Origin of the sequence: Hymenobacter volaticus, from assembly GCF_022921055.1 — a bacterium.
Lineage (GTDB): Bacteria > Bacteroidota > Bacteroidia > Cytophagales > Hymenobacteraceae > Hymenobacter > Hymenobacter volaticus.
The window spans coordinates 3,581,365-3,607,032 of the sequence record NZ_CP095061.1 but is presented as its reverse complement, the minus strand read 5'-3'; the positions used below and the strand labels follow the sequence as shown (position 1 = coordinate 3,607,032).

Below are 25,668 nucleotides of genomic sequence, written 5' to 3'. Positions count from 1 at the left end.
GTAGTGCAAGAAATGAAAACAACAGAACTAGCCATTGTCGGGCTTGGGGGAGTTGGTGGGTATTTCGGGTTCAAGCTGGCCCAGGTCTATGCTCCAGATCCTAGTGTCAGCATCACCTTCGTAGCCCGAGGCGCCACGTATAACGTCGTGAAAGAACACGGATTGACGCTGCTTTCGCCCGAGCATCCCAACAGCACAACCCAGCCAACTAAGCTGCTGGAAACTGTTGCGGAGCTTGCAGACATCGATGTGGTGATAATCTGCGTCAAAGAATACGACTTGGAGAAGGTATGCACGGCGCTAAAGCCAAAGCTGCATGACAACGCAGTCCTGCTGCCACTAATGAACGGCGTAGACATCTACGACCGAATCCGGCGAATCATTCCTGCGGCTATCGTGCTGCCCGCCTGCGTGTACGTCGCCTCGCACATCAAAGAGAAGGGGGTGGTAGAGCACAAAGGCAACCCGGGTAGAATCATTGTCGGCCAAGACCCCCAACGGCCGGATTACCAGCCTCAGCCGTTGGTTGAGCTACTTGCCAAGGCAGGCATTGCCATCGAGTATCAGCAGGATGCCTTTCCCGCCATCTGGACGAAGTTCTTCTTTATCGCCAGCTTTGGCTTGGTATCGGCGCGCTACAACAAGTCGATTGGGCAAGTGGAAGAAGAGCCGGCCCTACATGAGCGGGCCCAAGCCATTATGCAGGAAATAGAAGCCATTGCGCACAAAAAAGGCGTTGCTCTTCCTGCCGATATCATCAACCAAACCTTCCAGAAAGCCCGGTCTTTCCCGTACCAGACCCCTACTTCCCTACAACTTGACGTCAATTCCAGCAAAGCCCAAACTGAACTAGAACTGTTTGCCGGCGCCATCCTGACATATGGTGAGGCTTTGGGTGTTGAAGTGAAAGAAACCCGTAGGATTTACGAGGAAATAAAGGAAAGCCAACGGCAAAAGATCAGCAGCTAAACATACCCAAAAAGAAGCGGCGCGAAACCTAGGAGTTGCGCTCCATACAAACAATTGTGTTCGTCAAGAGGCCTGAAATAGCAACCACCGGTTTTTACGAGATAGGGGAATATCGCAAGCTTTGCTTATATGACTATTAATTAAAAGCGGCAGTCCCTACTAAGGCACTGCCGCTTTTGGTAAAAAGAAAGCTAACTTATTTAATCAACAAATTTAAGTTGAAGTGCTTCGCTAACTTGTTCCGCAGGGATGGCAAAGCCAATACCCTCAATGCCACGACCTACTAACTTGGCATTAACGATACCGACTAGTTGACCCGAACGTGCAACCAAGGCACCCCCGCTGTTGCCACCATTGATGCTTACATCCGTCTGCAAAAAGGCGTGACCTTCAATTTTGCGTCGTCCGCTGATAATGCCTTTTGTAATGCTCTGTCCTAGCTCTTTATCGGCTGGCGTACCAATAGCAAACACATCCGCCCCTAAGTCTGTGGTGGAAGCACTTGGCAATTGAAAGGCTGATAAGCCGTCGACGTCGACTTTTACCAATGCCAAGTCCATGCTAGCGTTTACCCGTACTACTTTGCCTTTGGCTTCAACGCCGTCGGCCATGTGTACCTTCACTGTTTCCTCATCGCCCACAACGTGAGCATTCGTAATGAGGTAGCCATCATTGGAAACAAGACAACCGCTGCCATGTCCGTCAGTTGTTTCAACTGTTACCACGCACCGTGCAGCAGCACTAACACCATTGTCGCCAACAGGCTTGAGAGGCAAAGCTCGGTGCAGGGCAATAGGAGACGGTTTATCTTCCTCTGTAGCGCCCACAGTGCTTGTGCTGGCGGTAGCACCTGCAGGCTTAGCGAGAGCCGCTGCTACATCCTTGTTAGACAGAAAAGTGTAAAGCGAATTTTCGAAGGCATCTTCGAAAGCGGCGCTGCCTCCTTTCTCAAATTTAATGCTTGAGCCGCTCGTTTTTTGCTCGAAGACTGATTGACGGTTTTGGTTGACGATCTTCCAAGTTACTTCTACCGTGCAATGTGTTTCGAAGCGGGCACGTGATTCATATTCGTGCGTGGCGTGAATATCATACTTTATGTCACGCATCTCGCCTTGTAAAGTATAACGTGAGTTGACCCCAGCTGAGAATACACTCTTGCCTTCCGTAGTAGGCACGTTATACCCCAAGTCTTTCAACGTGCTATTTGCATTGTTTTTCAAGTGCTCTGCATCCACGTCAAGCGACTTACCGAAGTAGAGAATTTCCGTCGGATTCTTGCGAATAATAAAGTTTCCCATCTTATCGCCGCCTTTAATGCGCACATTTACCAGCCCACATTGAACTGTTTGGCTGCTCGCAACGGCCTTTGGCAGGCGCATCATTTCTGGCTTTATTTCACTCTTGTTGAGCCTCATAGCAGAGCCAGTAGCACGGTCGACAATAAATCCGCCGATTCCAACTATCCAGCCATAGCCTATCACCGGGCTTACTTCCACTTCAGCGTTGGTAGCGCCAACACCGTAAAATGTGCCTGCAACTGGCAGCCAGTTCATATAAACTAAAGCATTCTTTTTATCTGGATATACAACTTCAGAGTAGTCCTTATAGCCGTCGTGCTTGATCTTGATTTCAGAGCTTTTCTTGCGCCGCACTTTTATCTTAACATCAGAGCTACCTGCAATGGGCTTGGCTTTAACTTCTTTATCGTTGATATAAATAGCGCTACCGGCAGGCTGCCCTACTACCTTCACAGTCTGTGAAGGAGTTGCAATAATAGTGGCGCAGCTTTGTAGTAAGACGGAGCCAAGAAGCGCGCTGCAAACCACCGGAGTAAATAATTTCTTCATGCAGAAAGGGAGTAATAAGAGGACAAGACGGTTTTGTCTAAATAAATTTTACCAAAGATAGCGGTATGATTATAATTTTGTAAGCTTTTAAGCTGTGTGTATTTATAAGTATAAATTGTATTCATCTAATTGCATGTTTTTTGATTTTTCAACTATGTTTTATAAAAGCTACTCTGTACTTCCAAAAGTAACTGTGATCAATAGGGCTGTCCAACCTTAAGAGGCCAAATGGTAAGTGTTGCAATATTATCGTTAAGGGTATTATGAAATACAGATGGGCGTATTGATAATATATGTCATTTATGTTCTGATTTCTAGTGAGTATATTTATTTGCGATATAGAAAAATTTATAAAGACTAACTTGCCTATATGCAGGCACCGTGCACAGGATAAGTAGTTATGAAGAAGATAACCCTGTATTTTGGACAAGTAGGTATAGCTTACAAACGAAGAGCCCCATGAATTATAATTCATGGGGCTCTTCGTTTGTAAGCTATACCTACTTGTCGTCTTCCGACGATTCTTGTGGGGCTTTGCTGGTCGAGGAGGATGCGCTGCCGGAGCCGCCTTGGTCGCCGGCTTCGGCGTCTAGGTTTAGTTCGTAGCCGCCGGTGCCGTAGCTAGGGCGGCCGCTGCTTTGGCCAACTACGCCGGCATCTTGCTTGCCTTGAGCGGCATTGTTGGAACGTTCGTCAAGTGGTTGGTCGGTATCGGCGGGTGCTTTGGTGGTTGCCATGTTAGGAACAGTTAAAGTGAGAAACTCTTCCTTGTACGACAACTGCACGCATAAAGCTGAATCAGTTACCCGTTGTGAGTTGCTGTGCCCTTGATGCGAACAGCTCACAACGGATATCTCGCGTCTTATTCCGCCCGCAGTTCCAATACGTGGCTGGTAAGAGCGGGTGCGTTGCCGGGCGACACCAGAATGCCGGCTTTCATGAGGTAGTCGCCCGAATAGGTTTGGCTGTTGGCAGCCAGCGGCGACTTGCTGCCGGGCATCAGGTTGATTTCCGTGACGCGGTAGCGCCGGGCAGGGTCGAGGCCTTGGAGCTTTAGGGGTAGCACCACTTCGTTGTAGCGGGTATGCAGGTTGTAGGCAAACAACACGGCCTGCTGTTGGGCAGGGTCCACGTACATCAGGGCCGCCTGGTTGCTTTCGTAGGGTGAGCGGAGCCGGAATAAGTCGCCCTGCCAGATAACCGGGCTTAGGCGTTTGTACTCCTTGATGGCTTGCTGGCTGAACGTTAGTTCCTCCGGTTGCAGCTTGTCTACCTCAATGTCGTAGCCAAGCTTGCCCATCATGGCCACGTCGGTGCGAAACTTGATGGACTGCTGCCGATTCCAGTTGGTGACGTGGTTGGACACCGTTAGCGACGGGAAGAAATTGGAGTAGCTCCACTGGATAAAGATGCGCTCGAAAGCGTCGGTGTTGTCGCTGGCCCAAAACTCGGTGAAGTAGCGGAGCCCACCGTAATCGGTGCGGCCCCCGCCACCCGAGCACAGCATCATGGGCACGTGCGGATACTTCTGCCGCACCCGATCCAGCACCTTGTACAAGCCCCGAACATAATCGACAAAGACGTGACTCTGGTTTTTGCCTAAGTAGGGCGAGTAAGTGTTGGTCATCATGCGGTTACAGTCCCACTTCACGTACGCCACGCCCTTGGAAAGCTCCTCATCTACCACGTTGAACACGAAGTCCTGCACTTTGGGGTTCGTAAGGTCGAGCACGAGTTGGTTGCGGCTCAGGTGTTCGGGGCGGTTGGGCAGCTTCAAAATCCAGTCGGGGTGCTTTTCGTACAGCTCGCTCTTGGGGTTCACCATTTCGGGCTCCAGCCAGATACCAAACTTCACGTTTTCTTTCTGCGCGGTTTGCACTAAGTGCCCCACGCCGCTCGGGAGCTTGGTTTTGTTGGCCTGCCAGTCGCCAAGGCCGGCTTGGTCGTCGTTGCGGGGATATTTGTTGCCGAACCAGCCATCATCGAGCAGAAACAGATCCACGCCGAGCTTGCGGGCCCCACCAATAAGGTTGTCGAGCTTGGCTTCGTTGAAATCAAAAAAGGTGGCTTCCCAATTGTTGAGCAGCGTCAGGCGGGGCTGCGTGCCATCGAGCACGCTGTATTGACGCGCCCACCGGTGGAGGTTGCGGCTAGCTTGGCCCTTGCCTTGGTTGGTGTAGGTGAAGACAAACTCGGGCGTGACAAATGGCTGGCCCGCCGGTAGCATGTACTCCGAGGCGTACGGGTTGATGCCCGCCGAAATACGCAAGGCGTTCTGCTGATCTAGTTCGAAGGCAAAGCGGAAGTTGCCAGTCCAGCTGAGCGTGCCGGCTATAAGTTCGCCGGTAACTTCGTCGGCGGGCTTGTTGAGGGCCAAGAAGAAAGTAGGCGTTTGAAACTGGTTGGCCCGCGTACCAAGCTTGCTGTCGATGACTTTCACGCCGCTCGTAAGCTGGCTTTCCTGCATGCCTACCTCTTCGGCCCAATCGCCATGAAACTGTGTGAGCCAGTAGTTGCCGGCATCGAAGTGTAGCATGGCGGAGGCGTAGTTGGTGAGTTGCACCGGCCGCTTCTCTTGGTGCCGAATCTCCGTCCACGTCTTAATGACATCTTCCTTGAAATACGCCGTAAAATGCAGTGCCACTTCCACCGGGTACTGCGGGTCCTTCAGCCGAATGGTGGTGGTCACGTTGTCGCCCACTTTATTGGCTTCCACCCCCACGAACGCCAGGCTAAGGGAAGGGTTGCCATCGGGGTGCACCACCCGAATAGCCGGCTCAAACAGATTGTCGGTGCCAGCGGGGGCGTAGGCTTCGTGGTTGTTCGGCAGGCTTTTATAGTCCTGCTGGTTGGCAAGCCTGGCACCCACATACGTTTGATAGAGCTTTTTATTGTCGCCCACCGCGAAAACCAAGCTCGTGTGGCTGGTTTCGATAACAATGGGCGCGGAAGCTGCTTGCGCCGCAACCTTGGTCAGGCCAAGTGGCAGGAACAATACACACAGGAGAAGTTTGCGCATAGTAGGAGAGTAGCGTAAGAACAATAAAGCAGGCCGCCGCACGTAGCAGCTGAGGCGCACATAGGGCCGCAAGTTGCTGGTTTCACTGCATTTGTCAGTGAAAAAATATCTGTAGAAAGTAGTGCTCAGTGGGTATTGCCCGCAGCCTATTCACCTTAAAGCTTAGTGACTTGCTGATAAGCAAAGCCTTGGAAGTACACTCTGTACTGGCTTCGTATGGAGTTTGAAAGATACTTGCTGAATGCAGCCGACGTTTTCGCCTGATGCGCGGCTACTTGTACAGTGCCCACGTTTCTGCTACTCTCTGCGCGTGCAGTTCCCGAAAGCTGATAGCAAGTACTCAATTCTATATCACGTGGTACCTGTTACGGTACGTACTGCTCCGTGATACTCGTAACCCGCCCCTGCGCAGTTTCAATAATGAAAGGGGCATAGCGAATCAGGGCTTTGCCTTTGTCCAGTAGTTGGGCCGGCGTAATGCTGTACTGACGCAAGTCGCCGGACGTGTCCCAAAGGGTGATAATAGCTTGCTCGCTCAACGGGAAAGTGCGCAGGCTGACAATGTCGTTGACGATGTAGTGGTCATCGAACACGGAGTAGATAGAATCGCCGTTCACCACTTCCACTTGGGCGTCGCCCTTGCGCCGGGCCGCCGCTACGGCGGTCTTGCCGGTCAGAAACTGAATGTAATCCAGCGTCACGTAGAAGCGCCCTTTGCTCATGTAGAAGCGTCGGATGTAGGCGTGGTTGCGGCCCGTTTCGCCTACTCTTTCCGTTGTGGATACCTCGCTCTTCACGGCATCTGGTATAACTTCCTCTTGCTTCCGCCCCGCCGATTCGCGTTCGGAGCTACAAGCGGCCAGAGCCAGCAAGGCGAAGAGTGGGAGGGCAGGCTTCATGCCGAAGTGTACGGCGGGCGCGAAAGGTAGTTAGGCGGTTGGTACTGGTCGGGTTGCTACAACCTCTGTTCTTTTCCAACTACCGTAAGTTCTTTTTATACAAGATACTCGTGCTGTTGGTAGAGGCTTGGAACACCTCGTCTTGGTACAGCGACTCCCGCCTGTGTTTCCACAGGATGCCCTGGAATGTACCTAGGCTGATGGGATTATCGAGCAATTGCCAGCGGCTGTTGTTGGGAAAATGAGTGGTCACCAAAAATTTGGGGTCAGCAAACAAATAGCGCAGGTCCAAGCGCTTAACGTAACGGTCGGTTTGGTCTACGGTGCCGCCGCTTCCCCACGTGGCATCTATCAGCAGCCATTGCTTGTCGATACATACTGCGTTCCAAGAGTGCATGCCTTCGCCAAAACGATTGGCGGCGGTACCTGCTACCGTTTGGCATTCTATTCCCGCATACGTCGCCATGGCAGCGTACAGGCGCGCATAACCCGAGCAGACTGTTTTCTGCCGCGTCATGATGCTATCAATCGAAACTGCCGCTGGCGTGATATACGCCCGTTTCTCGAGCTCACAGTCGTAGCTAATGTGGTCGGCTATCCAGTAGAAGATAACTTCGGCCCGTTCCCGCTCGGAAGTAGTGCCCTGTTTAAGATAAGCTACCAGATTGCGGAGGTTGGTAGTGGGTGGGGCCAGTTGAGCATGCTGATACAAGCGCGTATTGAGCGTATCAGTGCTAGTGGCTGAAGCCGCCGCTGGCAGCAGTAAAAGCAGCCAGGCAAACAAGGTTTTCATTGATACGCTGCTGGAGTTGCAGGTGGAATAGATGGAAATAGTTATTCGGTTGTAAGCAAGCGTAGCGTACCAGCCTTATGAGCTTGTCTCCCAAACAAGGTCCGTACGATTTTGCCAATCTCTTTTCTCAATGGATCGAACGTTGCCTACATCCTTGAACTGGGCTAAATAGCGTAAGAGCAGGATTAGTTCGTTGTCATGCAATTGCCCAAGGTATTCGGTAGGATAAATGGCGTTGCCATAGTTGCGCTTGGCCTTCGAGGGCGTGTCATCCACTATCAGTACCCTGTCCAAATCGTAGCCGCGCCGCCGAAGTTTCTTGAGTACCTTGACGTAATCGTAGTGACTGTGAGAATCGGGGTACCCTAATTCTTCGAAGGCTGCGTTGTGGAAGCAGTAGGTGCAGCGGCTCCGGCCCCAAACAAAATCAAGCGGGATAGAAGCCGGAACAATATGTTTGGTCACTTCTGCCACGTAATCATCGGAGGCCGATGACCAGATGGCCAGCCTAAAATGGTGACTGCAACCGATGAGGAACTCTGTTAGGTGAGGGCGTATATAGATATGATAGTCGAATAAGGTAAAATCAGCCGGCCGGTCTAGTTCCTTGGTTGAGGCGTGGATAAGCGTCTCATCCAAATCCAGGATAAGGAGTAGTTTGTCTGTTATATCCATTTAGGTCATAGCAAGTGCGCTTTCACAATTCGTGCTTTCGGAAGAATAGTCACCCGTTGGTTGTGCCTTTCCTTAGGGAAAAAGATGAGATTTTTTATCAGAGCATTATGTTCTGGTCTTTAACAGGAGTTGAATAAAGCTCCTCTACCTAAACCTCGTACCTTTGCAGCTTCATAGCAAAGTAGGATGATTTCGATTAGCGACCTAGACTTTCATTTTGGCTCCCGTACGCTTTACGACAAAGCCAACCTCCACATAAAGCCCAAGGATAAAATTGGCCTAATTGGGCTCAATGGCCGGGGCAAATCCACGCTGCTGCGCATTCTGGTGGGCGAGTACAAGCCCGACGGCGGCAGCATCTCCATGAGCAAGGACGTCAGCTTAGGCTTCCTGAACCAGGACTTGCTTAGCTACGACTCGCACGAGCCGATTCTGATTGTGGCCATGCAGGCGTTTGCCGAAGCCCTGGAAGTGCAGAAGAAGATCGACGCGGTGTTGCAGGAGTTTGAAACCAACTACACCGATGACTTGGTCGAGAAGCTGGCCGATTTGCAGGAGCGCTTCGAGTCGTTGGGCGGCTACACCATGCAGGCCCGCGCCGAAGAGATTCTGGAAGGTCTTGGCTTTACCACCGAAGAGCTGCAAAAGCCACTGAAGCTGTTTTCGGGTGGCTGGCGCATGCGCGTGATGCTGGCCAAAATCCTGCTCCAGCAACCTTCACTGCTGCTCCTCGACGAACCAACCAACCACTTGGACTTGCCGTCGATTAAGTGGATAGAGAACTACTTGGCGGGCTACGAAGGTGCCGTTATCATTGTGAGTCACGACCGGGAGTTCCTGGACCGCACCACCAACACCACTGTGGAAGTGACGGGCGGCAAGCTGGTGCCTTACGCTGGCAACTACTCGTACTACATCGAGGAAAAAGAAGAGCGTAACCTGATTCAGAAAGGCGCTTTCGAGAACCAGCAGGCCCAAATCAAGCAGGCCGAGCGCTTCATTGAGCGGTTCAAGGCCAAGGCCAGCAAGGCTAAGCAGGCCCAAAGCCGCGTGAAAGCCCTAGACAAACTGGAGCGCATCGAGGACGTAGCCGGTGATGATGCCCGCGTGAACATCAAGTTCAATTTCACCGTGACGCCGGGCCGCCACATTCTGCGCATGGAGCACGTGGGCAAGAAATACGGCGAGAAAATCATCTTCCGCGACACGCACGTGCACATCGAGCGTGGCGACAAAATTGCCCTCATTGGAGCCAACGGCAAAGGTAAATCTACGCTCATGCGCTTGGTGGCCGGTCAGGAGGCGCCCACCAACGGCAACCACCAGTTGGGCCACAACGTCATCATGTCGTTCTATGCGCAGCACCAGTTGGAAAGCTTGCGCATCGAAAACGAGATTCTGCAAGAGATGATTGAGGCTGGTTCGCGGCGCACTGAAATGGAGCTGCGTTCCGTACTGGGTTCGTTCCTATTCACGGGCGAGGAAGTCTACAAGAAAATCAAGGTGCTCAGCGGGGCGAGAAAAGCCGCGTAGCCTTAGCTAAAACCCTGATTTCAGAAGCCAACTTCCTGCTCCTCGACGAGCCGACCAACCACCTGGACATGCAGTCGGTGAACATCCTGATTCAGGCTCTGGATCAGTACGAAGGCACTTACATCGTCATCAGCCACGACCGGTTCTTCGTGGAGAATGTGGCCAACAAGATCTGGTACATTGAAGACTATCAGCTCAAAGAGTACCCCGGCACCTACGCCGAGTACGAGCAGTGGCAGGAAGACCGCGAAAAGGCCGCCAAGAAAGCGGGTTTGCCTTCGCCCTCGGTGCCTAAGCCGCTGCCCAAATCCGAGCCCAAAGTAGAAGCCGCACCTGCCAAGACTCCTTCACCTGACCAGAAAAAAGCCTTGAAAGAGCTGGCTGAAGTGGAAAAGAAAATTGACGAGCGGGAAAAAGAACTAGCTGTTTATGAAAAGCAGCTCGCCGACCCACAGATCTATCAGAATGCCTCTCAATTGAAGGACGCCACGTTGAAATTTGAGCAGGTGAAAAAAGAACTAGCCCAACTCAACGACCGTTGGGAAGCACTGGCGGAGATGTAAATCTTTGCCTTAGTAAAGAAAAAGCCCCGCCGAAGCTATGTGCTTTGAGCGGGGCTTTTCTGTTTTTCAACGGACAGTTTGAGCCTTGTGCAGTAATAGCATTCATTATTGCAAAATGTACCGCTATGCTAAAGCATAGCAAATAAGATTAGCTTAAATTAATTTCAGCACAAAGTTCAAGTTTGTACATTGCTCTGCTTAACATAAAACCCGTGTTATTCACCTTTTCTTATTAATTCTTGAAATTTACTCTTGTCACCATTAAATACGTTGAAGTCAACATATCCATTTATACCTTTTATGTGCCCTCTGTTAGCAAATTGCCAAAAAGTCCAGCTCCTTTTATCGGAGAGTTCAGGCTTGGAGTGTATGTCGCGTATCCAAATAGGATAGTCTGTAAAACGATTTTGTAAAAATTTATCATAAAATTCAATTGTTACATAAATAATAGGTGCCTGTCCATAATGCTCTTTTATTATGTTAATATAGTCCTGAATTTCCTGTATTATTTGTTCGTCAGTCTTGTTAGTTTGGCAGTTTCCTCCGAGTTCTAAGTCAATCACTGGTGGCAGATTTTTATCATTTTTTGGAACAGTTGACATAAAGTTGTTTGCCTGCTCAGTTCCAGTCTTGCAAAGTCTGTAAAAATGATATGCACCAACTAAAAGGTTTGTGTTTTTGGCATTTGCCCAATTTGCTTGAAATTTCGGGTCTTTAAAATCTCCACCCTCGGTTGCTTTTATGAATACAAAAGAAATCTTATCTTTTGTTAATTCATTCCAATCAATGTCACCTTGATGATGAGAAATATCAATTCCCTGAATAGGAAACTGTTCATAGGAAGGATAATTTAACCTTAGTAGTCCTTGGTAGAACATAAATGCTACTGACACTATTATCAGTATCCCAAGGGTCACTATTACCAAAAGTTTTCTTTTCATTTTTAAATGATAGCTACCATTTGGATTGTCGAAACCTGGGGTAGGCGTAAGGTCCTGCAAGCTACGCTGTATATACAACAAGCCTCCGGGAAGCATACCAATTCAAGTATGCTTCCCGGAGGCTTGGTTCTACAGTCTCAGGTTATCAACGGCGAAGTGAGGCGAGTACTCTGGGCCACGTGGGTAGATTTCAGTAGTTTTGCTATTGCTGTGACCTAGTAAAAACCGGATGATGCGAAGGTCGCGCTTCGAGTAATAGCATGGCTAGGAGTGGCGCAGCATCTGAGGGCTCAGCGGGCTCCTGCTTGGTGCGTCAGAAATGACGCACCAAGCAGGAGCCCGCTGTTACGTCAATACGCCACCTCCCGCGCATCCGACAAGGACTTGATGAAGGCAATAATTGCTTGTTGCTCGGTCTGAGTTAAATTCAACTGGTCTTCGGCTAGGGTTTGGGTTGGTACGTCTAGGCCCATGCCGGCCCCGCCGCCTTTGTTGTAGAAGTCCATGACCTGCTCCAAGGTCTGGTACACGCCGTTGTGCATGTAAGGCGCGGTAAGGGCAGCATTGCGGACGGTGGGCGTTTTGAAGGCATGCTTCTGGTGGGCAACGCCGTAGAGCAGAAACTTGCCTTGGTCTCCATCTAGCTTGGGGTGCAGCGTATCGGCAGTGGCGGGCACGCCGAGCACTTCGCTTTCGGTTTTGTCGTAGAGGGGCGGCACGGTGCCGCTGAACAGGGGCATGTAGTGGCACGTGCCGCACTGCGCTTTGCCCATGAACAGGTTGAAGCCGAGGATTTCCTGTGGCTTTACCACAGTGGTATCGCCGCGTAGGTATTGGTCGAAGCGGCTGTTGAGGCGCACCAAGGAGCGGACGTAGGTGGCTACGGCGCGCCGAATGTTGTGTTCGGTGAGGGGCTGTTTGTCGTTGGCAAACGCTTTGGCAAATAGTTTGGCATAGGTGCCTTTCTTGCGGAGCAGCGCAGGAGCTTCACTCAGTTGGCCGCCCATTTCGGCTTTGTTGGACACCACAGCGTGTACTTGATCTTCCAAATAATGCACGCGGCTGTCGTAGAATTGGTCGGGTTGCAGGGCGGCGTTGAGCAGGGTGGGGGTGTTGCGTTCTAGGCCAGCATCAGCCAGCAACGAGCTGTTCACCTTGAGCCCATCGGTGTAAGCGCGGCTCGGCACGTGGCAGCTAGCGCACGAACGGCCCGCCTTGCCCGATAACACAGGCTCCTTGAATAACGCTTCTCCCAAGGCGAGTACCGCAGGCGTGGGCGCCGCCGCATCGGCGGGCGCGAAAAAGGAAGCGTCGAACGCATCGGCTACAAAATAGCCAACTGCATCAGCGCGTAAGGCCCGCTTAGCCGCGACAAACGGAATGTGCAACTGCACCTGCGCCTGCCGTAGCGACGCTAGCGCCGGGTTGAAGTAACGCACAAAGAACCGGGCCCGGTCGAAGCTATTGAAGTCTTGGTTGGGTGCCGCCACAGCCGCCGCACATTGTTCTAATTGCGCAGTTAAAGCTTGGGTACATCAAACGCAGCCAATACGTCTCGGCTTGCTTTCAGCGTGACGGCCGCCTCTGGCAACGACGCATGAGACGCTGGCGAATCAAACCCCGATATGCCTTTGGCCGCCAAACGGTACAAGTTGAGCCGCACGGCGTCGAATATTTCAGCGTCGGAAAAGGCTAAGTAGGGGCCTGCTGTTCTAAATGGCGCACCTGGTACAGCAGGTTATCTAGCTCCTGATGAATTAGGTCCCGGTTGGTCCGGGAGTCAGGCGCGGCGTACACAAATTCTTCCAGCACCTGAAAGCCGGTGGGCGGAATGACTTCGCCGGGCTCGCCGGGTTCGGTTTCGGGCAGAGCCGCACCGTTGATGCGCGAGGCCGCGTGTGGATAGTAGTATTCCACGGCAAACTCCAATTGCTTGTATTCTGTCCGGCACGCGGCAAACTGCGCGCGCAGCGCTGTGGTGTCGGCTTGGTAAGTGACTTCCTGAAAGTGGGTGAGGGCAGAATGAAGCTGGCGGAGGTGGCTGCTGTAATAGTCTTTCACTTGCTCAACCGGCGTTTTACGCAGTACCGCAAACGAGAACAGCACCCCCGCCAGCCCGAGTAGCAGCGGGCGGCCAATCACCTGGAAACGAGAAAAGGTACTGTTCATTGAAAATAGAATTTCGTGTCCGGCAAGGCGGCTTCTGCTTGGCGGCGGGCTTCCGGTGTGAAGGCGTTTTGCTTTACAATAATCGTTTTCAGCTTCTTCAGCTTTGCTATCGAGCGGGGTAGCGCCGTTAGTTGGTTTTCATTGGCAATCAGCATTTCCAAGTTGGTCAGCTTGCCAATGCTCTTGGGCAAGCTTTTGAGTTGGTTGCCCGATAGAATAAGAACCTTCAGGTCTGCACAGTCGCCGATACTGGCCGGCAGCTGCTCTAGCTGATTGTTGCTCACGTTCAGCTCCTGTAGCTTGCTGAGTGCGCCAAGTTGAGCGGGCAAACTTTGCAGCTTGTTGTCGTTGAGGTACACGTAGCGCAGTTCGCGCAAGGCACTAATGGAAGTAGGCAGATAAAGCAGTTGATTGTGCGAAATATCGCAATACTCTAGCTGGGCTAACCGCCCTAGTTGTTCGGGTAGCGACGTGAAGTTGTTGTACGCGCCTAGCAGGTAATGCAAGCTGTCTAGCGTTCCAATGCTGGGCGGCAACTCGGTCAGCATATTCTGCTCTATCTGCAATTGGCGCAGTCGGTGCAGGTTACCGATTGTTGGCGGCAAGTCCAGTAAGCCGTTCTTGTTTAGAAATAACACCCGCAGGCTGTCCAGCTTCGTGAGGTCTTCGGGTAGGTGCCGCAGGTGGTTCTCGTGGGCGAATAACAAGCGCAGCCGCCGCAACTGCCCCACGCTTGGTGGCAGAAGCTCCAGATTCTGGCCTCGCAAGTTCAATTCGGTGATGCAGCCCGGCTGGGCTAACGAGTTAACCAGCGAAAAAGAAATTTTTGAAGGGCATTGCGCCAAACAAGTGTTGCCCTGCACACTGTGCAGGGCAACAAAAAGAATGGTTAGAAAGAGAATCAGGCGAAACCTCACTGCTTGATGAACGGACGGGTTGTGGAAGTGGTAGCCGTTTTAATAACTAGATTGTATTGGCCGCTTTGCAGCTTATTCACTGGCACTTTCAGCGTGTTTACACCTTGAGCTAAGTTGGCTGACTGCTCCAACACGCGGGCGCCCAAGGTGTTGTATACCGTTAAGGTAGCCGCTTCTTTCTGGCCGTGCGTAAGTTGCAAGGTTAGTTCTGCTCCGTTTACTGGGTTCGGGAACACGTCTGCTTTGGCTAACTCGGCTTTATTGTCTTTAGTACCCAATGGCATGCTGCCTAGGACACCTTTGCGGGCAATAACAAGCGCCGTCGACTTGTTGAACACCACCGATTGACCAGCGGCATCAATAGTTGGTTGGGTATTATCATCTGGGCTCTGCATCGAAATGAAGATGAACCGCTCGTCGGGCGACAAGGTCATACCGGTTGGCTCGCAGCCAGTTGGCGTCACGGCGAACAGTTCTACCGCGGGTGAAGCCTGCGTGTGGCAAGGCTTGATCAACCACACGTGGTTGCGGCCACCATCTTGCAACACGTACAGGTTGCCATGCGAGTCGAAGGTCAGGTTGTCGTTGCCGGTGCGCCACAACTCCGAGATGCTACCCGAGCCGTAGTTGATGGTGTAGGCTTGGTTGGCATTTGTGGGCGTATTGCCAGCAAAGATTTCGAAGTTGCTGAAGGTAGTACCCGTTGCTCCCGAGTCGGTGAAGCGGTAGATAGTGCCGGGACCTTTTGCGGTGAAGTAAATCTGACCGGTCAGCGGGCTGATTTCCACGTCTTCCACGCCATTGAAGCTAGTGGCTCCCAACTCGCGAGCAGTTGTTGTGGTGTTGTTGCATTCAACGGGCGTCGAATTCGGAATTTGAATCCAGGTGCCCGTAGTGCCCGTGCCGATGACGCCGTTCAATCGCAGGGCGTAAAGCTTGCCGTCGCCAAGCTGACCGGGAGTCGTGGCCACATACTTGTACACAAAGCTGTTTGCTGAGCCGTCATCAGCCCCTTCGTAGGCGGTGCGGCGGTCAGCGGCCACCACGATATTCTCGTGCTTGAGGCGCCCCATTTTCCAGAGCTTATCTGGTTTGCCATCGCCGTTCTGGTCTTTTACAGTGTGCGTAACCGGGTCGATTTCCACGTTCCAACCCGAGTCCATGTACCCGTCATTGTTGGTATCGGTGGGGGTGGTAGGGCCCGTGTTTTCTTCGCAGGTCACTATCGTGCTCCAAGGCGTAACGGTACCCGAGCAATTATTGATAGTGCCAGCTACGGAAGCGAAGTTCACTGGGTGCTTGGCCGATACGTTCCACAACTTGGTGGTAGCGTTAAAGTCTAGGCTAAGTATGCTGACCCCGATGTAGTACCCGAACCCTCATGGTTGATGGATAGGTAGCCTTTGGTGCTGCTACCGCTGATGGGTGCATACCCCGTAAAGTCGAAGGCTTCCAGCATGTTGCCGTCGGCCGAGTTGGTATAGGGCATGTTGCCCTGCGCCAGCATCTGGAACGTGTGGGTGGAAGGTAGGCGCAAGCCTTGTTGCTGCACGCTAGGCTCTATCGAGGTGAATTGGCTTAAATGGTCGGCAGGCAAGGTAGGGCAGGGAGCTTGCGCTAGCGCCTGACCACCGCCAAGCAAGGCCGCCAAAAGAAGGGTAGGAGTCTGTTTCATAGGATTTGTGGGCTGTAGATTTAGGCCGCAATTTCGAAACGTACTATTTCGTCTGGTTTACGTCTACATTACCTCTACATGAACACATGATAAGTGGGTAGAACATTATTCGCTTGGCAACTGCGTTACTACCTCGTCTCGTTCATTTATTCGGTTGTAAACTGAAAGTTCGCGCTACATTCGCCTCTATGCCCGTTACTCTTACCTCGTCTTCCTATTACTTTTTGCCGCGGCCTGCGTGCCGCTTGGTACGCCCATCACCGACCCCAATGCCGCCCGCCGTCCTGCCGGGGCCGGGCAAGCAGCCCCAGAGTATTACGCCGACCGGACCCTGCGCTACCAGGATTACACCTACGACCCTAATGTGCGGACTGTGCAATGCTATGTAGCCTCCGGCAGCACCAACGAGATTTTCACCCCGCCCGTAGTACCCATCACGCAAGAGCAGCCCATTTTGCTGGAGTTTGATATTGTAGGCGAACAAAGCCAGCGCCTCACCGCCAAGCTCGTGCACTGCGATGTGGATTGGAAACCGTCCAATCTGACGGATATGCAGTTTCTGAGTGAAATCAACGAGTTTCTCTTCACCAACTACCGCACGTCGGTCAACACTAAAGTGCCGTACTTCCACTACCGCTTACAAGTGCCGCGGGTGAAGCTCTCCGGCAATTACTTGCTGATAGTACAAGGCGCCGGCAACACGCCGCTGCTCAGCCGGCGGCTGCTCGTCTACGAAAACGGTGTGCAAATAGCCCTCAAGCAAGGTATTCCGGTGGCTGGCACCGAGCGTTACACCCTGCAGCAGCTCGACTTCGGCATTCGGTATAATACGCAGCTGGTAAACCCCGCGCAGGAAGTGAAAGTGGTGTTGCGGCAGAATTTCCGGTGGGACAACGCCAAGTACAACCTACGCCCCACCTTCGTGCGCGATGCCGAACGCCAACTCGACTATCAGTACTTCAATTTCGAAAACGCCTTTCCAGCCTTAAGCGAGTTTCGCTTTTTCGATTTGCGCACGTTCCGCTCTCTCGGTATTGGGGTAGCGCAGCTTGATGCCACGGCTTCGCCCCGTACCGCGCTGCTTCAACTCGATGCATCCCGGGCCAGCCAAGCGTACTCGCAATTCGACGACATCAACGGTCAGCGCGTGATTGAAAGCCGCGAATATGGCAACGGCGCCACCAATGCCGACTACCTCAACGTCACGTTTCAGCTGAAAGCCGAGCAGCCGGCCGCTGGCCCGGTGTACGTGCTTGGCGCCCTCACCGATTGGCAATTCAAAGACGAGTTCAAGCTCACTTACAATCCCGAAACGCAGCTCTACACGGGCCAGGCCTTGCTCAAGCAAGGCTACTACAACTACATCTACGCCACCCAAACCCCGCAAGGCGCTAACAGTGCCGTATGGGAAGGCAGTCACCAAGAAACGGAAAACCAGTACGACCTGCTCGTGTACTACCGCCCGCCCGGAACCCGCGCCGATTTGCTGATTGGTTACCAATCCTTGGACGTAAATCGGCGGCCGTAAAATGCAGCCAACCGCTGCTTTGTAAGTTGTTGCTACTGCCGCGGTGTAAGCTGGCACGACAATGGGTATGTACTATGGAGCCAACCAGGAGGCTGCGTAACCTTTGCATAGCTCAGGTTCGTTGCAGGCCTATCTACTTCTCGCTCTACCTCTCTCTCGCTCATGCAACCCACTCTCTCTCCTGTTCTGCGCACGGGTCTTACCCTGGCGCTTCTACTGCCGCTAGCTGGTTCACGCTTAGCCGCCACCGAATCCGCAGTTCTGCCCGCGCCGCCACCAGTGCAGGGTGCCCAGCCCGACCCGCAGGTTATTGCCCAATTCGGTCTGCTCAACAATACCGCCCTACAGAGCTACATCGACAATAAAGGCATGCAGATGGGTCGGATTTCCGACCGGCCGGCCGATGTCAAGGGGTTTACTATTGTCGATTCGCCGATCATTAATGCCTTTGCTACTCCCGATGGTCACGTCTACTTTACCCGGGGCATTATGGCGCATTTCAATAACGAAGCGCAGTTCAGCGGGGTGCTCGGCCACGAAATTGGTCATATTACGGCCCGCCACGGCCGGAAGCAGCAAACCCGCTCCACTATTGCCAACGGCGCTATTCTGTTGGGCTCCATTTTCTCGCGCCGGATTGCCTCCATTGCTGAACCAGCTACGCAAGTAGTAGGTTTGGGCTTGCTCAAATATGGCCGCGACGACGAAAATGAATCCGACCAGCTCGGGGTGAAGTACTCCAGCAAGATTGGCTACGACCCGGCTTCTATGGCCGACTTCTTCCTAACGTTGCAGCGGACTGAGCAAAGCAGCGGTGCCGCCACGGTGCCTACCTTTCTGTCGTCGCACCCCAACTCCGCTGACCGCTACGAGAACGTGAAACGGCTAGCCCAGCAGGCCGAACAGCAAGCCGGCCGCCAATTAGCCACCAACCGCGACCAGTACTTGCGCATGATAGAGGGCTTGCCCTATGGTGATAATCCGCGCGAGGGCTATGTGGAAAACAGCGTGTTCTACCACCCCGACCTCAAGTTCCAGTTTCCGGTGCCGCAAGGTTGGAAGTCGCAGAACTCGCCGAGCCAATTTCAGATGGCCGAGCCCAACGGCAAAGCCGTGATGATTCTGCTGCCCGCCGGCAATAAGTCGCTCGACGAAACGGCCCAGGCTCTAGCACAGCAACTAAAACTACAGAACGCTCAAGCCAGCCGCACCACCATCAACAACTTCCCCGCTGTGGCTATCCAAGGCGACCAAGTAGGGCAGGACCAACAAACCGGCCAGCAAGGCATTACGGCCAGCAGCTTATCGTATGTTATTCAGGACGGGCAGACGCTGTACGCTCTCGTAGGTCTCTGTGGCCCCGGAACCCTCAATACGTACGGCGACACCTTTCAAAGAGTGGCCACTGGCTTCCGTCGTCTCACCGATGCCAACAAACTCAATCGCCAGCCCGAAAAAGTGCGCATCAAAACTGCCAAAGCCGGTCAGACGTTAGCTCAAGCGTTGGCCGCCAATGGCATTGCCTCGAAGCGCCACGAGGAAATGGCTATCCTCAACGGTATGAAAACCACTGACCGGCTGACCGCTGGAATGCTGTATAAGGTGGTAGGGAAGTAAAACCACTAACATAAGGTTTCAATAAAGCAGGCTCAACATATTGAAGAGATACAAAAACGCCTCGGTCGTTATTCGACCGAGGCGTTTTTGTATCTCGAATACTGAAAGAACAGCGTCTCAAGCTTTCTTCAGAAACTCAGTTTTGAGCACCATCGTGCTGCCACCGGCGCGGCCTTCGATTTCAGCGGGGCTATTGGTGAGGCGGATGCTCTTCACCAAGGTGCCACGCTTAAGCGTGAGCGACGAACCTTTTACTTTCAAGTCCTTGATGAGCGTCACGGAGTCGCCTTCTGCGAGCAGGTTGCCGTTGCTGTCTTTTACTTCCATAAGGGTTAGTTAACCGCCTGAGTAGGAGCAGAGCAGCCGCAATTACACGTTAAAGCGGAAGTGCATGATGTCGCCGTCCTGTACCACGTATTCCTTGCCTTCCACAGCCATCTTGCCAGCTTCCTTGATTTTCACTTCCGTCTTATACTCCTGGTAGTCGGCCAGCTTGATTACCTCGGCGCGGATAAAGCCCTTCTCGAAGTCGGAGTGAATGACGCCCGCAGCGGCGGGAGCCTTGTCGCCTTTGTGGATAGTCCAGGCGCGTACTTCCTGCACACCGGCCGTAAAGTATGTAATCAGGTTCAGCAGTGAATAGGATGCCCGGATCAGGCGATTCAGTCCCGACTCCGTGAGGCCATACTCGGCCAAGAACATTTCTTTCTCCTCGGGGTCCTCCATTTCGGCAATCTGCGACTCGATAGCCGCCGATACCAGCACCACTTCGGCACCTTCTTGCGCTACGTGCGCTTGCAGAGCCTTTGTATGAGCGTTACCGTCTTGTATGCTCGCTTCGTCCACGTTGGCCACGTAGATAACTGGCTTGATAGTGAGCAACTGTAAGTCCGCTACGGCATCCAGTTCTTCGGGTGTAGCCTGCACTGCGCGGGCATTCTGACCCGCTTCGAGAGCCGCTTTGAACCGCTGCAAAGCGGCTACTTCCTTTTTGGCCTGTGCGTCGCCACCCTTGGCACTACGCTCCGATTTGGCTAGCTTCTTATCGATGCTTTCCAAGTCTTTGATTTGCAGTTCGGTGTCGATAACGTCTTTGTCGAAGACGGGGTCAACGCCACCCGCTACGTGTACAATGTTGGGGTCGTCGAAGCAGCGGATAACGTGGATAATGGCGTCTACCTCGCGGATGTTCGCTAAGAATTTGTTGCCAAGACCTTCGCCCTTGGAAGCGCCTTTTACGAGGCCCGCAATGTCCACGAACTCGATAATGGTCGGCAGCACCCGCTTGGGATTAACCAGGGCCTCCAGAATCTGAAGCCGCTCGTCGGGCACGGTAATCACGCCCACGTTTGGCTCGATGGTGCAGAAAGGATAGTTGGCCGATTCGGCTTTAGCGTTGGAAAGAGCGTTGAAAAGCGTGGATTTGCCGACGTTTGGCAGGCCGACGATACCGCAGCGGAGACCCATAAGGTGAAATAGTGAAGTGGTGAAATAGTGAGTTGCCGTTTAGCCGCGCAATTCGGGTGCAAAGGTACGGCGTTTTAAGCGGCTTTGCTGCGGCATGTTACACTAAGGAGCACAAGGTGCATTTTGCTTACAACGGTGCTCTCAAGCAAGGGTGACTACTTGTTTACTGCACTTACTATTTGCTTACGCACGCCTCACGTGGGCTACACTAAGTCACAGCTTGAAACAAAAAAAGCGTGCACCAACCCGAAGGTTAGTGCACGCTGCACGGGATAACGATAGATAAGTTATTAAGTAACGAGTGTTTCGGTAGGATTAGGGCTTAAAAGTGGTCGTCGGCGCGGTTCGGGTTGAAGCCGTTCTCACCATCATGGTGGTCGTAAGCGGGACGCGGCCGGTCGAGTTCGGCTACTTCCTCCGGGGTTAATAGCTCTTCACGTACATATTCCACGGCATCTTGCAAGGCGTCAACGAATTTCAAAAAATCCTCCTTGTAGAGGAAAATTTTGTGCTTCTCATAAGAGAAAGTGTCGTCGTCGCGGAGCTTGCGTTTGCTCTCCGTGATGGTCAGGTAATAGTCCTGGCCGCGCGTGGCTTTCACGTCGAAGAAATACGTGCGTTTGCCAGCCTTAATACGTTGCGAATAGATTTCTTCTTGGTCGTGACGGTCTTCCACAGTGCCTTCTATAAAGTTATGTTATTCTAAGATGATTGAAGTGTTCCGGAAAAGTACGAGCTTCCATTCAGATATAAAAATTTAAAGGCAAGCTTTTTTGAACCAGCTCCGGGTATGTTTGTTAACTAACCTAATTCGTTGTTCTAAAAAAGCCCGTTTTTAATCTTAAAACCGCGTTTCAAGGATTTGCGAGGGCAAAGCAGTAGCTTTAAATACTCAGTACCATAAGCGCCTTCCTCTTTTCTAATTTTTGAATCTTCCGCCTATGTCTCAGCCGCTCGACCTGGCCGCCGTTCGTTCCTTCGAAAATTTAGAATTCCTAGCCCGCCAGCTTGTTGAGGGGTTTATTACGGGCTTGCATCAGTCGCCTTACCACGGATTTTCGGTTGAATTTTCCGAACACCGACTCTACAACCCCGGCGAAAGCACGCGCCACCTCGACTGGAAGGTGTTTGCCCGCACCGATAAGTTGTTTGTAAAGCGCTACGAAGAGGAAACCAACCTTCGCTGCCACCTGCTGCTCGACGTAAGTCCGAGCATGTATTATCCGGCGCCTGGCCACGATAAGTTGCGTTTTGCCGTACTATGCGCGGCGGCCATCACCACTATGCTCCAGAAGCAGCGCGACGCGGTAGGGCTCGTTACCTTCGCCGATCAGGTGGAATTGCAGACGCCGGTGCGCAGTACCAGCACCCACCGCCATACGTTGCTATTGACCCTCCAGCAGCTGTTGGAGCGTTCGCCCACGCCGCGCCGCGCTACTACGGATGTGTCGGGTGTTATTCACACCATCGCGCAACAAATTCCCAAACGCTCGCTCGTGGTGCTGTTTTCGGATATGCTAGGCCGGGCCCCCGAGGAGCAGACGGCCACGCTGGCGGCATTGCAGCACTTGCGTCACCAGAATCACGAAGTACTGCTCTTTCATATCATGGACCGCGCTACCGAAGCGGATTTCGATTTTCAGGATCGGCCGTATGTATTCGAGGATGTGGAAACTGGCGAAACAGTGAAGCTGCAGCCTTCGCAGGTTCGTGAGCAGTACCGCGCAGCCATGCAGAAGTATGAGCACGAACTGGTGCTCCGGTGCGGACAGTACAAAATCGACTTTGTGCCAGTCGACATCCGAGAGCCTTTCGATAGGGTTTTGTATGCTTACCTAGTGAAGCGCGGGAAAGTACGCTAGAACCAAGATGACCGCACGGGTTAACGTTTGTGCTGCAATAGTATTTTTTATAACAAAACGATGGTCACTTGGTATTGCCGTGTGTGCGGCCTCGACTACGACGAGTCGCCTTGGGGGCCAAACGAAAACGCGCCGGATCATAGCATCTGCGAGTGTTGCGGAGCAGAGTTTGGCTACCATGACCATACACCTGCTAGCACTCGGCAATACCGAGCGACTTGGCTAGCTAATGGTGCCCTGTGGTTTTATCCGAAACTAAAACCGGAGGGCTGGCTTCTGGCAGAACAGCTAGAGCAAATTCCTGATATGTACCTCTAGCCGCTTTCTTTAGTGCCTTTTTCTCATGCTTATTGACATCATCTGCACCCTGCTGTTTCTGTGTATTCCCTCGGCGCTCATCACTGCCTATATTGCCCACATGAACGACCGGTCGTTGTGGCGGTGGATGGCGTTTGGCTTCTGCGTGCCATACATAGCCGCCGTAGTAGCCATGATTGTAACTTATTTCGACCAGAAAAGGTCGGGAGAGCTAGACGAGTAGCACTCCTTATTTCGCGCTGCAAACACGTAGGCGCCCGCTCTCTAAGCAGCAGGCTGGTTGTCCAACGACTGCCACAAATACTTACACGCTAGCGAACGATAGGGGCGCCAAGGCTCCGCAATTTCAGTCATGCGGCGGAGTAGGGCTTTGCCGGTTTCTTCTAGTTTATAATGCTTACGCATAGCATTCTGAACCCCCAAGTCACCTTCGGCAAATACGTCGGGCTGGTCAAGGGCAAACATTTGCAGCATTTGGGCAGTCCAGCGGCCAACGCCCTTTATCTGGGTAAGGTGGCGGGTGAAGTCGTCTTCGGAAAGTTGGCTTAGGTGCGCGTGGTCGAGTTGGTCGCGTTGGGCAAAGTCGGCAATAGCCCGCAGGTAGCCAGCCTTCTGGCGCGATAGGCCAGCGGTGCGCAAATCTTCGTCGGTGAGGGTGAGTAGGGCCGCCGGCTCAGGATAGCCATCGGGTGGAAACAGCGCTTGTACTTTGCGCCAGATAGCGGCGGCGGCTTTGGTGGAAATCTGTTGGCTGACAATAGCCCGGAGCAGCGCCAGGTACAAATCTTCGTGGGGAGAAGGTTGAATAGGCTGTCCTCGCTCAATAATACCCGCCAGCACCGGGTCGGCCAAGCGCAAGTGCGTGAGGGCAGCAACTGAATCGCTAGCTGGAAGGGTGGACGGGAAAGCAGGTTTGCGTGGTGCGGAAGGCATGGGCGAATGAGAACGGCAGTGAATGGGCAGATACAATAGCGGCATCCTAAAAGCTATGTAAACAGCTGCGAAGAAGCTTAGTTGATATCAATAGGCAAAGCTGGAACAAGAAATTCGTTGACGAAATCCCCGGTCTGCGACATCAAAACCCCCGCCAAATTCTGCCCTAGATAAGCGCCGGTATCAATGTTGAGTACATCCGCTTGGGCATCATAAGTAGGTTCGCCGTAAGGGGTTGGCGTATGGCCGATGATCTGACGCTTACCGATGTTGAGTAAGGGCCCGCGACGCCACAAAATTCCATCGGGGTGGTCTTCATCAAGCGGATTGGGAGTGTCAGCAATGCCCGCGTGACTAATAAGCAGGTGGGCATTTTCCCAGAGCAGCGGCCGGCGAGCGAGCCATCCTAAATGCGAAACAAGTAATGAGCGGCGCCCGGTGTACTGCTGCGCCGTGGATCGGCCACCCCATTCCAGCCAAGGAGGGTAGGGGCCACGCGGCCCGTAATGGGTAATCATAGCCGCTTCATGATTCCCTTTCAAAAACACGGTGCGGCCAGGATACTGGGCTTCCAGTTCCATAGCTAGCGCTATGCACTCCGGCGCAAAATTGCCCCGGTCCACTAAATCACCGGTCTGAACCAGCAGTTCTTGGTTGGGTTGCCAATGTTGCAACAGCTTATCGAAGGTGTGAAAACAGCCATGTACATCACCTATCACAAAGAGGTTCATAAACAGAGATACGAGAGAAAACAGCAGGGTAGTCTGCGTGAGCCAGGAAGTATCTCACGCAGACTACCACCAAATGCCTAACCACCCACTATGCCATCAGGCCGAAAGGGAGGTACAGTAAAGAGACGAATTATCTGCTCGCAGTTTACCTCATCGCTAGCGCGTCTTCGAGGCGCGTAATCATAGCATCATCAACATCTAAATGCGTTACAAAACGAATCATCTGTGGTCCAAAAGAGGCGGCTTTGATACCTTGTTCCTCCAGTCGCGCCAGAAACTGGTCGGCTGGCATTTCTGGCCGCAGACGGAAAATCACGAGGTTGGTTTCTACGGGCAATACCTCGTCCACGTAAGGTTGCAAAGCCAGGGTAGCCCCCACTTGCTTGGCGCGACGGTGGTCGTCGGCTAAGCGGTCTACGTTGTTTTCCAGCGCGTACAGACCCGCGGCTGCTAAGTAGCCTGCCTGCCGCATGCCACCACCCAATACTTTTCGGATGCGCTTGGTTCTTTGGATAAACGCCTTACTCCCCAGCAATACCGAGCCTACCGGCGCGCCAAGACCTTTCGATAAACAAACGGAAATGGTATCGAAAATGCGGCCGTAGTCAGTTGCTTGTTGGCCGGTGGCTACCAAAGCGTTGAAAACGCGGGCTCCATCGAGGTGCAGCGGAATGTGGTGCCGTTGCGCTACCTCGGCAATGGCTTCGAGCTCGTGCAAGTCGTAGCAGCTACCCCCGCCCCGGTTGTGGGTATTTTCCAGTGAAATAAGGCTAGTGGTAGGGTAATGCACGTTGACGGGGCGGATAGCGGCTTCTACCTGCGCGGCCGTAAGGCGGCCCCGCTCACCGGGCAGCAGCGCCACCGAAGCCCCTGAGTTAAAGGCAATACCGCCTACTTCCCACAAATAGATGTGCGAATTTTGTTCGCATACCACTTCCGACAGCGGTTCGGTGTGCGCCTTAATAGCAATTTGGTTGGTCATTGTGCCAGAAGGGCAGAACAAACCAGCTTCTAGGCCAAACCGAGCGGCCGCTTCTTGCTCCAGGGCCCGTACGGTCGGGTCTTCCTCGTATACGTCGTCGCCAACGGGTGCTTTGAACATAGCCTCCAGCATAGCGGAGGTAGGACGCGTGACCGTATCCGAGCGTAAATCAATCAACGAATTCATCATCAGTGGAGAAGGTAAAAAGGGGAAAGGTTTTCCGGTTTCAA

General features: G+C 52.8%; 25 protein-coding genes and 1 pseudogene. 7 read left to right on the top strand and 19 right to left on the bottom strand.

Annotation, left to right across the window (positions count from 1 at the left end):
- The first annotated feature begins 12 nt into the window (after nt 1-12).
- Complete coding sequence (locus MUN86_RS15600; RefSeq protein WP_245118990.1) at nt 13-969, top strand: ketopantoate reductase family protein; 957 nt, start codon at nt 13-15, stop codon at nt 967-969.
- Between the two features lie 200 nt (nt 970-1,169).
- On the opposite strand, the gene MUN86_RS15595 is transcribed toward MUN86_RS15600, so the two are convergent.
- The 6 genes from MUN86_RS15595 to MUN86_RS15570 form a co-directional block, all read right to left on the bottom strand.
- The gene (locus MUN86_RS15595) at nt 1,170-2,816 is read right to left on the bottom strand and encodes a S1C family serine protease (protein ID WP_245118989.1); all 1,647 of its coding nucleotides are present in this window, start codon (nt 2,814-2,816) and stop codon (nt 1,170-1,172) included.
- Between the two features lie 500 nt (nt 2,817-3,316).
- Nucleotides 3,317-3,553: a hypothetical protein gene (locus tag MUN86_RS15590; RefSeq protein WP_245118988.1), complete on the bottom strand. Its 237-nt coding sequence runs from the start codon at nt 3,551-3,553 to the stop codon at nt 3,317-3,319.
- Between the two features lie 125 nt (nt 3,554-3,678).
- The gene (locus tag MUN86_RS15585; protein WP_245118987.1) at nt 3,679-5,835 is read right to left on the bottom strand and encodes an alpha-galactosidase; all 2,157 of its coding nucleotides are present in this window, start codon (nt 5,833-5,835) and stop codon (nt 3,679-3,681) included.
- 365 nt (nt 5,836-6,200) lie between these two features.
- Nucleotides 6,201-6,734 carry a hypothetical protein gene (locus MUN86_RS15580; protein WP_245118986.1) on the bottom strand — a complete coding sequence of 178 codons (534 nt, stop codon included), beginning with the start codon at nt 6,732-6,734 and terminating at the stop codon, nt 6,201-6,203.
- 79 nt (nt 6,735-6,813) lie between these two features.
- Nucleotides 6,814-7,527: a transglutaminase domain-containing protein gene (locus MUN86_RS15575; RefSeq protein WP_245118985.1), complete on the bottom strand. Its 714-nt coding sequence runs from the start codon at nt 7,525-7,527 to the stop codon at nt 6,814-6,816.
- A 75-nt stretch (nt 7,528-7,602) separates the two neighbouring features.
- The gene (locus tag MUN86_RS15570; protein WP_245118984.1) at nt 7,603-8,202 is read right to left on the bottom strand and encodes an HAD family hydrolase; all 600 of its coding nucleotides are present in this window, start codon (nt 8,200-8,202) and stop codon (nt 7,603-7,605) included.
- Nucleotides 8,203-8,388: 186 nt separating this feature from the next.
- Here MUN86_RS15570 and abc-f point away from each other — a divergent pair.
- Nucleotides 8,389-10,298, top strand: a pseudogene (abc-f, locus tag MUN86_RS15565) (ribosomal protection-like ABC-F family protein).
- A gap of 215 nt (nt 10,299-10,513) precedes the next feature.
- Here abc-f and MUN86_RS15560 read toward each other — a convergent pair.
- The 7 genes from MUN86_RS15560 to MUN86_RS15530 form a co-directional block, all read right to left on the bottom strand.
- Complete coding sequence (locus MUN86_RS15560; RefSeq protein ID WP_245118983.1) at nt 10,514-11,335, bottom strand: glycoside hydrolase family 25 protein; 822 nt, start codon at nt 11,333-11,335, stop codon at nt 10,514-10,516.
- A 254-nt stretch (nt 11,336-11,589) separates the two neighbouring features.
- On the bottom strand, nt 11,590-12,729 hold the full coding sequence (locus MUN86_RS15555) for a cytochrome-c peroxidase (protein WP_245118982.1): 1,140 nt from the start codon (nt 12,727-12,729) through the stop codon (nt 11,590-11,592).
- 29 nt (nt 12,730-12,758) lie between these two features.
- Nucleotides 12,759-12,902 (bottom strand): hypothetical protein, encoded by a 144-nt coding sequence (locus MUN86_RS15550; protein WP_245118981.1) that lies wholly within the window; start codon nt 12,900-12,902, stop codon nt 12,759-12,761.
- A gap of 29 nt (nt 12,903-12,931) precedes the next feature.
- On the bottom strand, nt 12,932-13,408 hold the full coding sequence (locus tag MUN86_RS15545) for a hypothetical protein (protein ID WP_245118980.1): 477 nt from the start codon (nt 13,406-13,408) through the stop codon (nt 12,932-12,934).
- Nucleotides 13,405-14,271, bottom strand: coding sequence for a leucine-rich repeat domain-containing protein (locus tag MUN86_RS15540; RefSeq protein WP_245118979.1), 867 nt, complete (start codon nt 14,269-14,271; stop codon nt 13,405-13,407). The genes MUN86_RS15545 and MUN86_RS15540 overlap by 4 nt, the downstream gene beginning before the upstream one ends.
- Nucleotides 14,272-14,321: 50 nt before the next feature.
- Entirely contained in the window at nt 14,322-15,644 is a 1,323-nt protein-coding gene (locus MUN86_RS15535; protein WP_245118978.1) for an alkaline phosphatase PhoX, read from the bottom strand.
- 20 nt (nt 15,645-15,664) lie between these two features.
- On the bottom strand, nt 15,665-16,000 hold the full coding sequence (locus MUN86_RS15530; RefSeq protein ID WP_245118977.1) for a hypothetical protein: 336 nt from the start codon (nt 15,998-16,000) through the stop codon (nt 15,665-15,667).
- A 238-nt stretch (nt 16,001-16,238) separates the two neighbouring features.
- Between MUN86_RS15530 and MUN86_RS15525 the strand changes: the two genes are divergently transcribed.
- Nucleotides 16,239-17,528, top strand: a complete 1,290-nt coding sequence (locus MUN86_RS15525; RefSeq protein WP_245118976.1) for a type IX secretion system plug protein — start codon at nt 16,239-16,241, stop codon at nt 17,526-17,528.
- Nucleotides 17,529-17,690: 162 nt separating this feature from the next.
- A complete protein-coding gene (locus tag MUN86_RS15520; RefSeq protein ID WP_245118975.1) occupies nt 17,691-19,145 on the top strand; it encodes a M48 family metalloprotease in 1,455 nt (484 codons plus the stop codon).
- A gap of 117 nt (nt 19,146-19,262) precedes the next feature.
- On the opposite strand, the gene MUN86_RS15515 is transcribed toward MUN86_RS15520, so the two are convergent.
- The 3 genes from MUN86_RS15515 to MUN86_RS15505 all read right to left on the bottom strand — a co-directional run bounded on the left by MUN86_RS15515 (nt 19,263) and on the right by MUN86_RS15505 (nt 21,288).
- Nucleotides 19,263-19,472 (bottom strand): zinc ribbon domain-containing protein YjdM, encoded by a 210-nt coding sequence (locus MUN86_RS15515; protein WP_245118974.1) that lies wholly within the window; start codon nt 19,470-19,472, stop codon nt 19,263-19,265.
- Between the two features lie 42 nt (nt 19,473-19,514).
- Entirely contained in the window at nt 19,515-20,612 is a 1,098-nt protein-coding gene (gene ychF / locus MUN86_RS15510) for a redox-regulated ATPase YchF (protein WP_245118973.1), read from the bottom strand.
- Between the two features lie 322 nt (nt 20,613-20,934).
- A complete protein-coding gene (locus MUN86_RS15505) occupies nt 20,935-21,288 on the bottom strand; it encodes a DUF3276 family protein (protein WP_245118972.1) in 354 nt (117 codons plus the stop codon).
- 265 nt (nt 21,289-21,553) lie between these two features.
- Here MUN86_RS15505 and MUN86_RS15500 point away from each other — a divergent pair, with 265 nt between their 5' ends.
- The 3 genes from MUN86_RS15500 to MUN86_RS15490 are packed head-to-tail and all read left to right on the top strand — an operon-like array spanning nt 21,554 to nt 23,015.
- Nucleotides 21,554-22,474 (top strand): DUF58 domain-containing protein, encoded by a 921-nt coding sequence (locus MUN86_RS15500; protein ID WP_245118971.1) that lies wholly within the window; start codon nt 21,554-21,556, stop codon nt 22,472-22,474.
- 60 nt (nt 22,475-22,534) lie between these two features.
- Nucleotides 22,535-22,792, top strand: coding sequence for a hypothetical protein (locus tag MUN86_RS15495; RefSeq protein ID WP_245118970.1), 258 nt, complete (start codon nt 22,535-22,537; stop codon nt 22,790-22,792).
- A gap of 25 nt (nt 22,793-22,817) precedes the next feature.
- On the top strand, nt 22,818-23,015 hold the full coding sequence (locus MUN86_RS15490) for a hypothetical protein (protein ID WP_245118969.1): 198 nt from the start codon (nt 22,818-22,820) through the stop codon (nt 23,013-23,015).
- 41 nt (nt 23,016-23,056) lie between these two features.
- Here MUN86_RS15490 and MUN86_RS15485 read toward each other — a convergent pair whose 3' ends face one another.
- From MUN86_RS15485 to MUN86_RS15475, 3 genes are all read right to left on the bottom strand, one after another.
- Nucleotides 23,057-23,725: a DNA-3-methyladenine glycosylase family protein gene (locus MUN86_RS15485; protein WP_245118968.1), complete on the bottom strand. Its 669-nt coding sequence runs from the start codon at nt 23,723-23,725 to the stop codon at nt 23,057-23,059.
- 77 nt (nt 23,726-23,802) lie between these two features.
- On the bottom strand, nt 23,803-24,456 hold the full coding sequence (locus MUN86_RS15480; protein WP_245118967.1) for a metallophosphoesterase: 654 nt from the start codon (nt 24,454-24,456) through the stop codon (nt 23,803-23,805).
- A gap of 145 nt (nt 24,457-24,601) precedes the next feature.
- Entirely contained in the window at nt 24,602-25,627 is a 1,026-nt protein-coding gene (locus MUN86_RS15475) for a threonine aldolase family protein (protein ID WP_245118966.1), read from the bottom strand.
- Nucleotides 25,628-25,668: the final 41 nt, after the last annotated feature.

Coding starts and splice junctions, on each gene's coding strand:
- MUN86_RS15600 (WP_245118990.1), top strand. CDS start 13: ATGAAAACAACAGAACTAGCCATTGTCGGGCTTGGGGGAGTTGGTGGG.
- MUN86_RS15595 (WP_245118989.1), bottom strand. CDS start 2,816: ATGAAGAAATTATTTACTCCGGTGGTTTGCAGCGCGCTTCTTGGCTCC.
- MUN86_RS15590 (WP_245118988.1), bottom strand. CDS start 3,553: ATGGCAACCACCAAAGCACCCGCCGATACCGACCAACCACTTGACGAA.
- MUN86_RS15585 (WP_245118987.1), bottom strand. CDS start 5,835: ATGCGCAAACTTCTCCTGTGTGTATTGTTCCTGCCACTTGGCCTGACC.
- MUN86_RS15580 (WP_245118986.1), bottom strand. CDS start 6,734: ATGAAGCCTGCCCTCCCACTCTTCGCCTTGCTGGCTCTGGCCGCTTGT.
- MUN86_RS15575 (WP_245118985.1), bottom strand. CDS start 7,527: ATGAAAACCTTGTTTGCCTGGCTGCTTTTACTGCTGCCAGCGGCGGCT.
- MUN86_RS15570 (WP_245118984.1), bottom strand. CDS start 8,202: ATGGATATAACAGACAAACTACTCCTTATCCTGGATTTGGATGAGACG.
- MUN86_RS15560 (WP_245118983.1), bottom strand. CDS start 11,335: ATGCTTCCCGGAGGCTTGTTGTATATACAGCGTAGCTTGCAGGACCTT.
- MUN86_RS15545 (WP_245118980.1), bottom strand. CDS start 13,408: ATGAACAGTACCTTTTCTCGTTTCCAGGTGATTGGCCGCCCGCTGCTA.
- MUN86_RS15530 (WP_245118977.1), bottom strand. CDS start 16,000: ATGAAACAGACTCCTACCCTTCTTTTGGCGGCCTTGCTTGGCGGTGGT.
- MUN86_RS15520 (WP_245118975.1), top strand. CDS start 17,691: ATGCAACCCACTCTCTCTCCTGTTCTGCGCACGGGTCTTACCCTGGCG.
- MUN86_RS15515 (WP_245118974.1), bottom strand. CDS start 19,472: ATGGAAGTAAAAGACAGCAACGGCAACCTGCTCGCAGAAGGCGACTCC.
- ychF (WP_245118973.1), bottom strand. CDS start 20,612: ATGGGTCTCCGCTGCGGTATCGTCGGCCTGCCAAACGTCGGCAAATCC.
- MUN86_RS15500 (WP_245118971.1), top strand. CDS start 21,554: ATGTCTCAGCCGCTCGACCTGGCCGCCGTTCGTTCCTTCGAAAATTTA.
- MUN86_RS15495 (WP_245118970.1), top strand. CDS start 22,535: ATGGTCACTTGGTATTGCCGTGTGTGCGGCCTCGACTACGACGAGTCG.
- MUN86_RS15490 (WP_245118969.1), top strand. CDS start 22,818: ATGCTTATTGACATCATCTGCACCCTGCTGTTTCTGTGTATTCCCTCG.
- MUN86_RS15485 (WP_245118968.1), bottom strand. CDS start 23,725: ATGCCTTCCGCACCACGCAAACCTGCTTTCCCGTCCACCCTTCCAGCT.
- MUN86_RS15480 (WP_245118967.1), bottom strand. CDS start 24,456: ATGAACCTCTTTGTGATAGGTGATGTACATGGCTGTTTTCACACCTTC.
- MUN86_RS15475 (WP_245118966.1), bottom strand. CDS start 25,627: ATGATGAATTCGTTGATTGATTTACGCTCGGATACGGTCACGCGTCCT.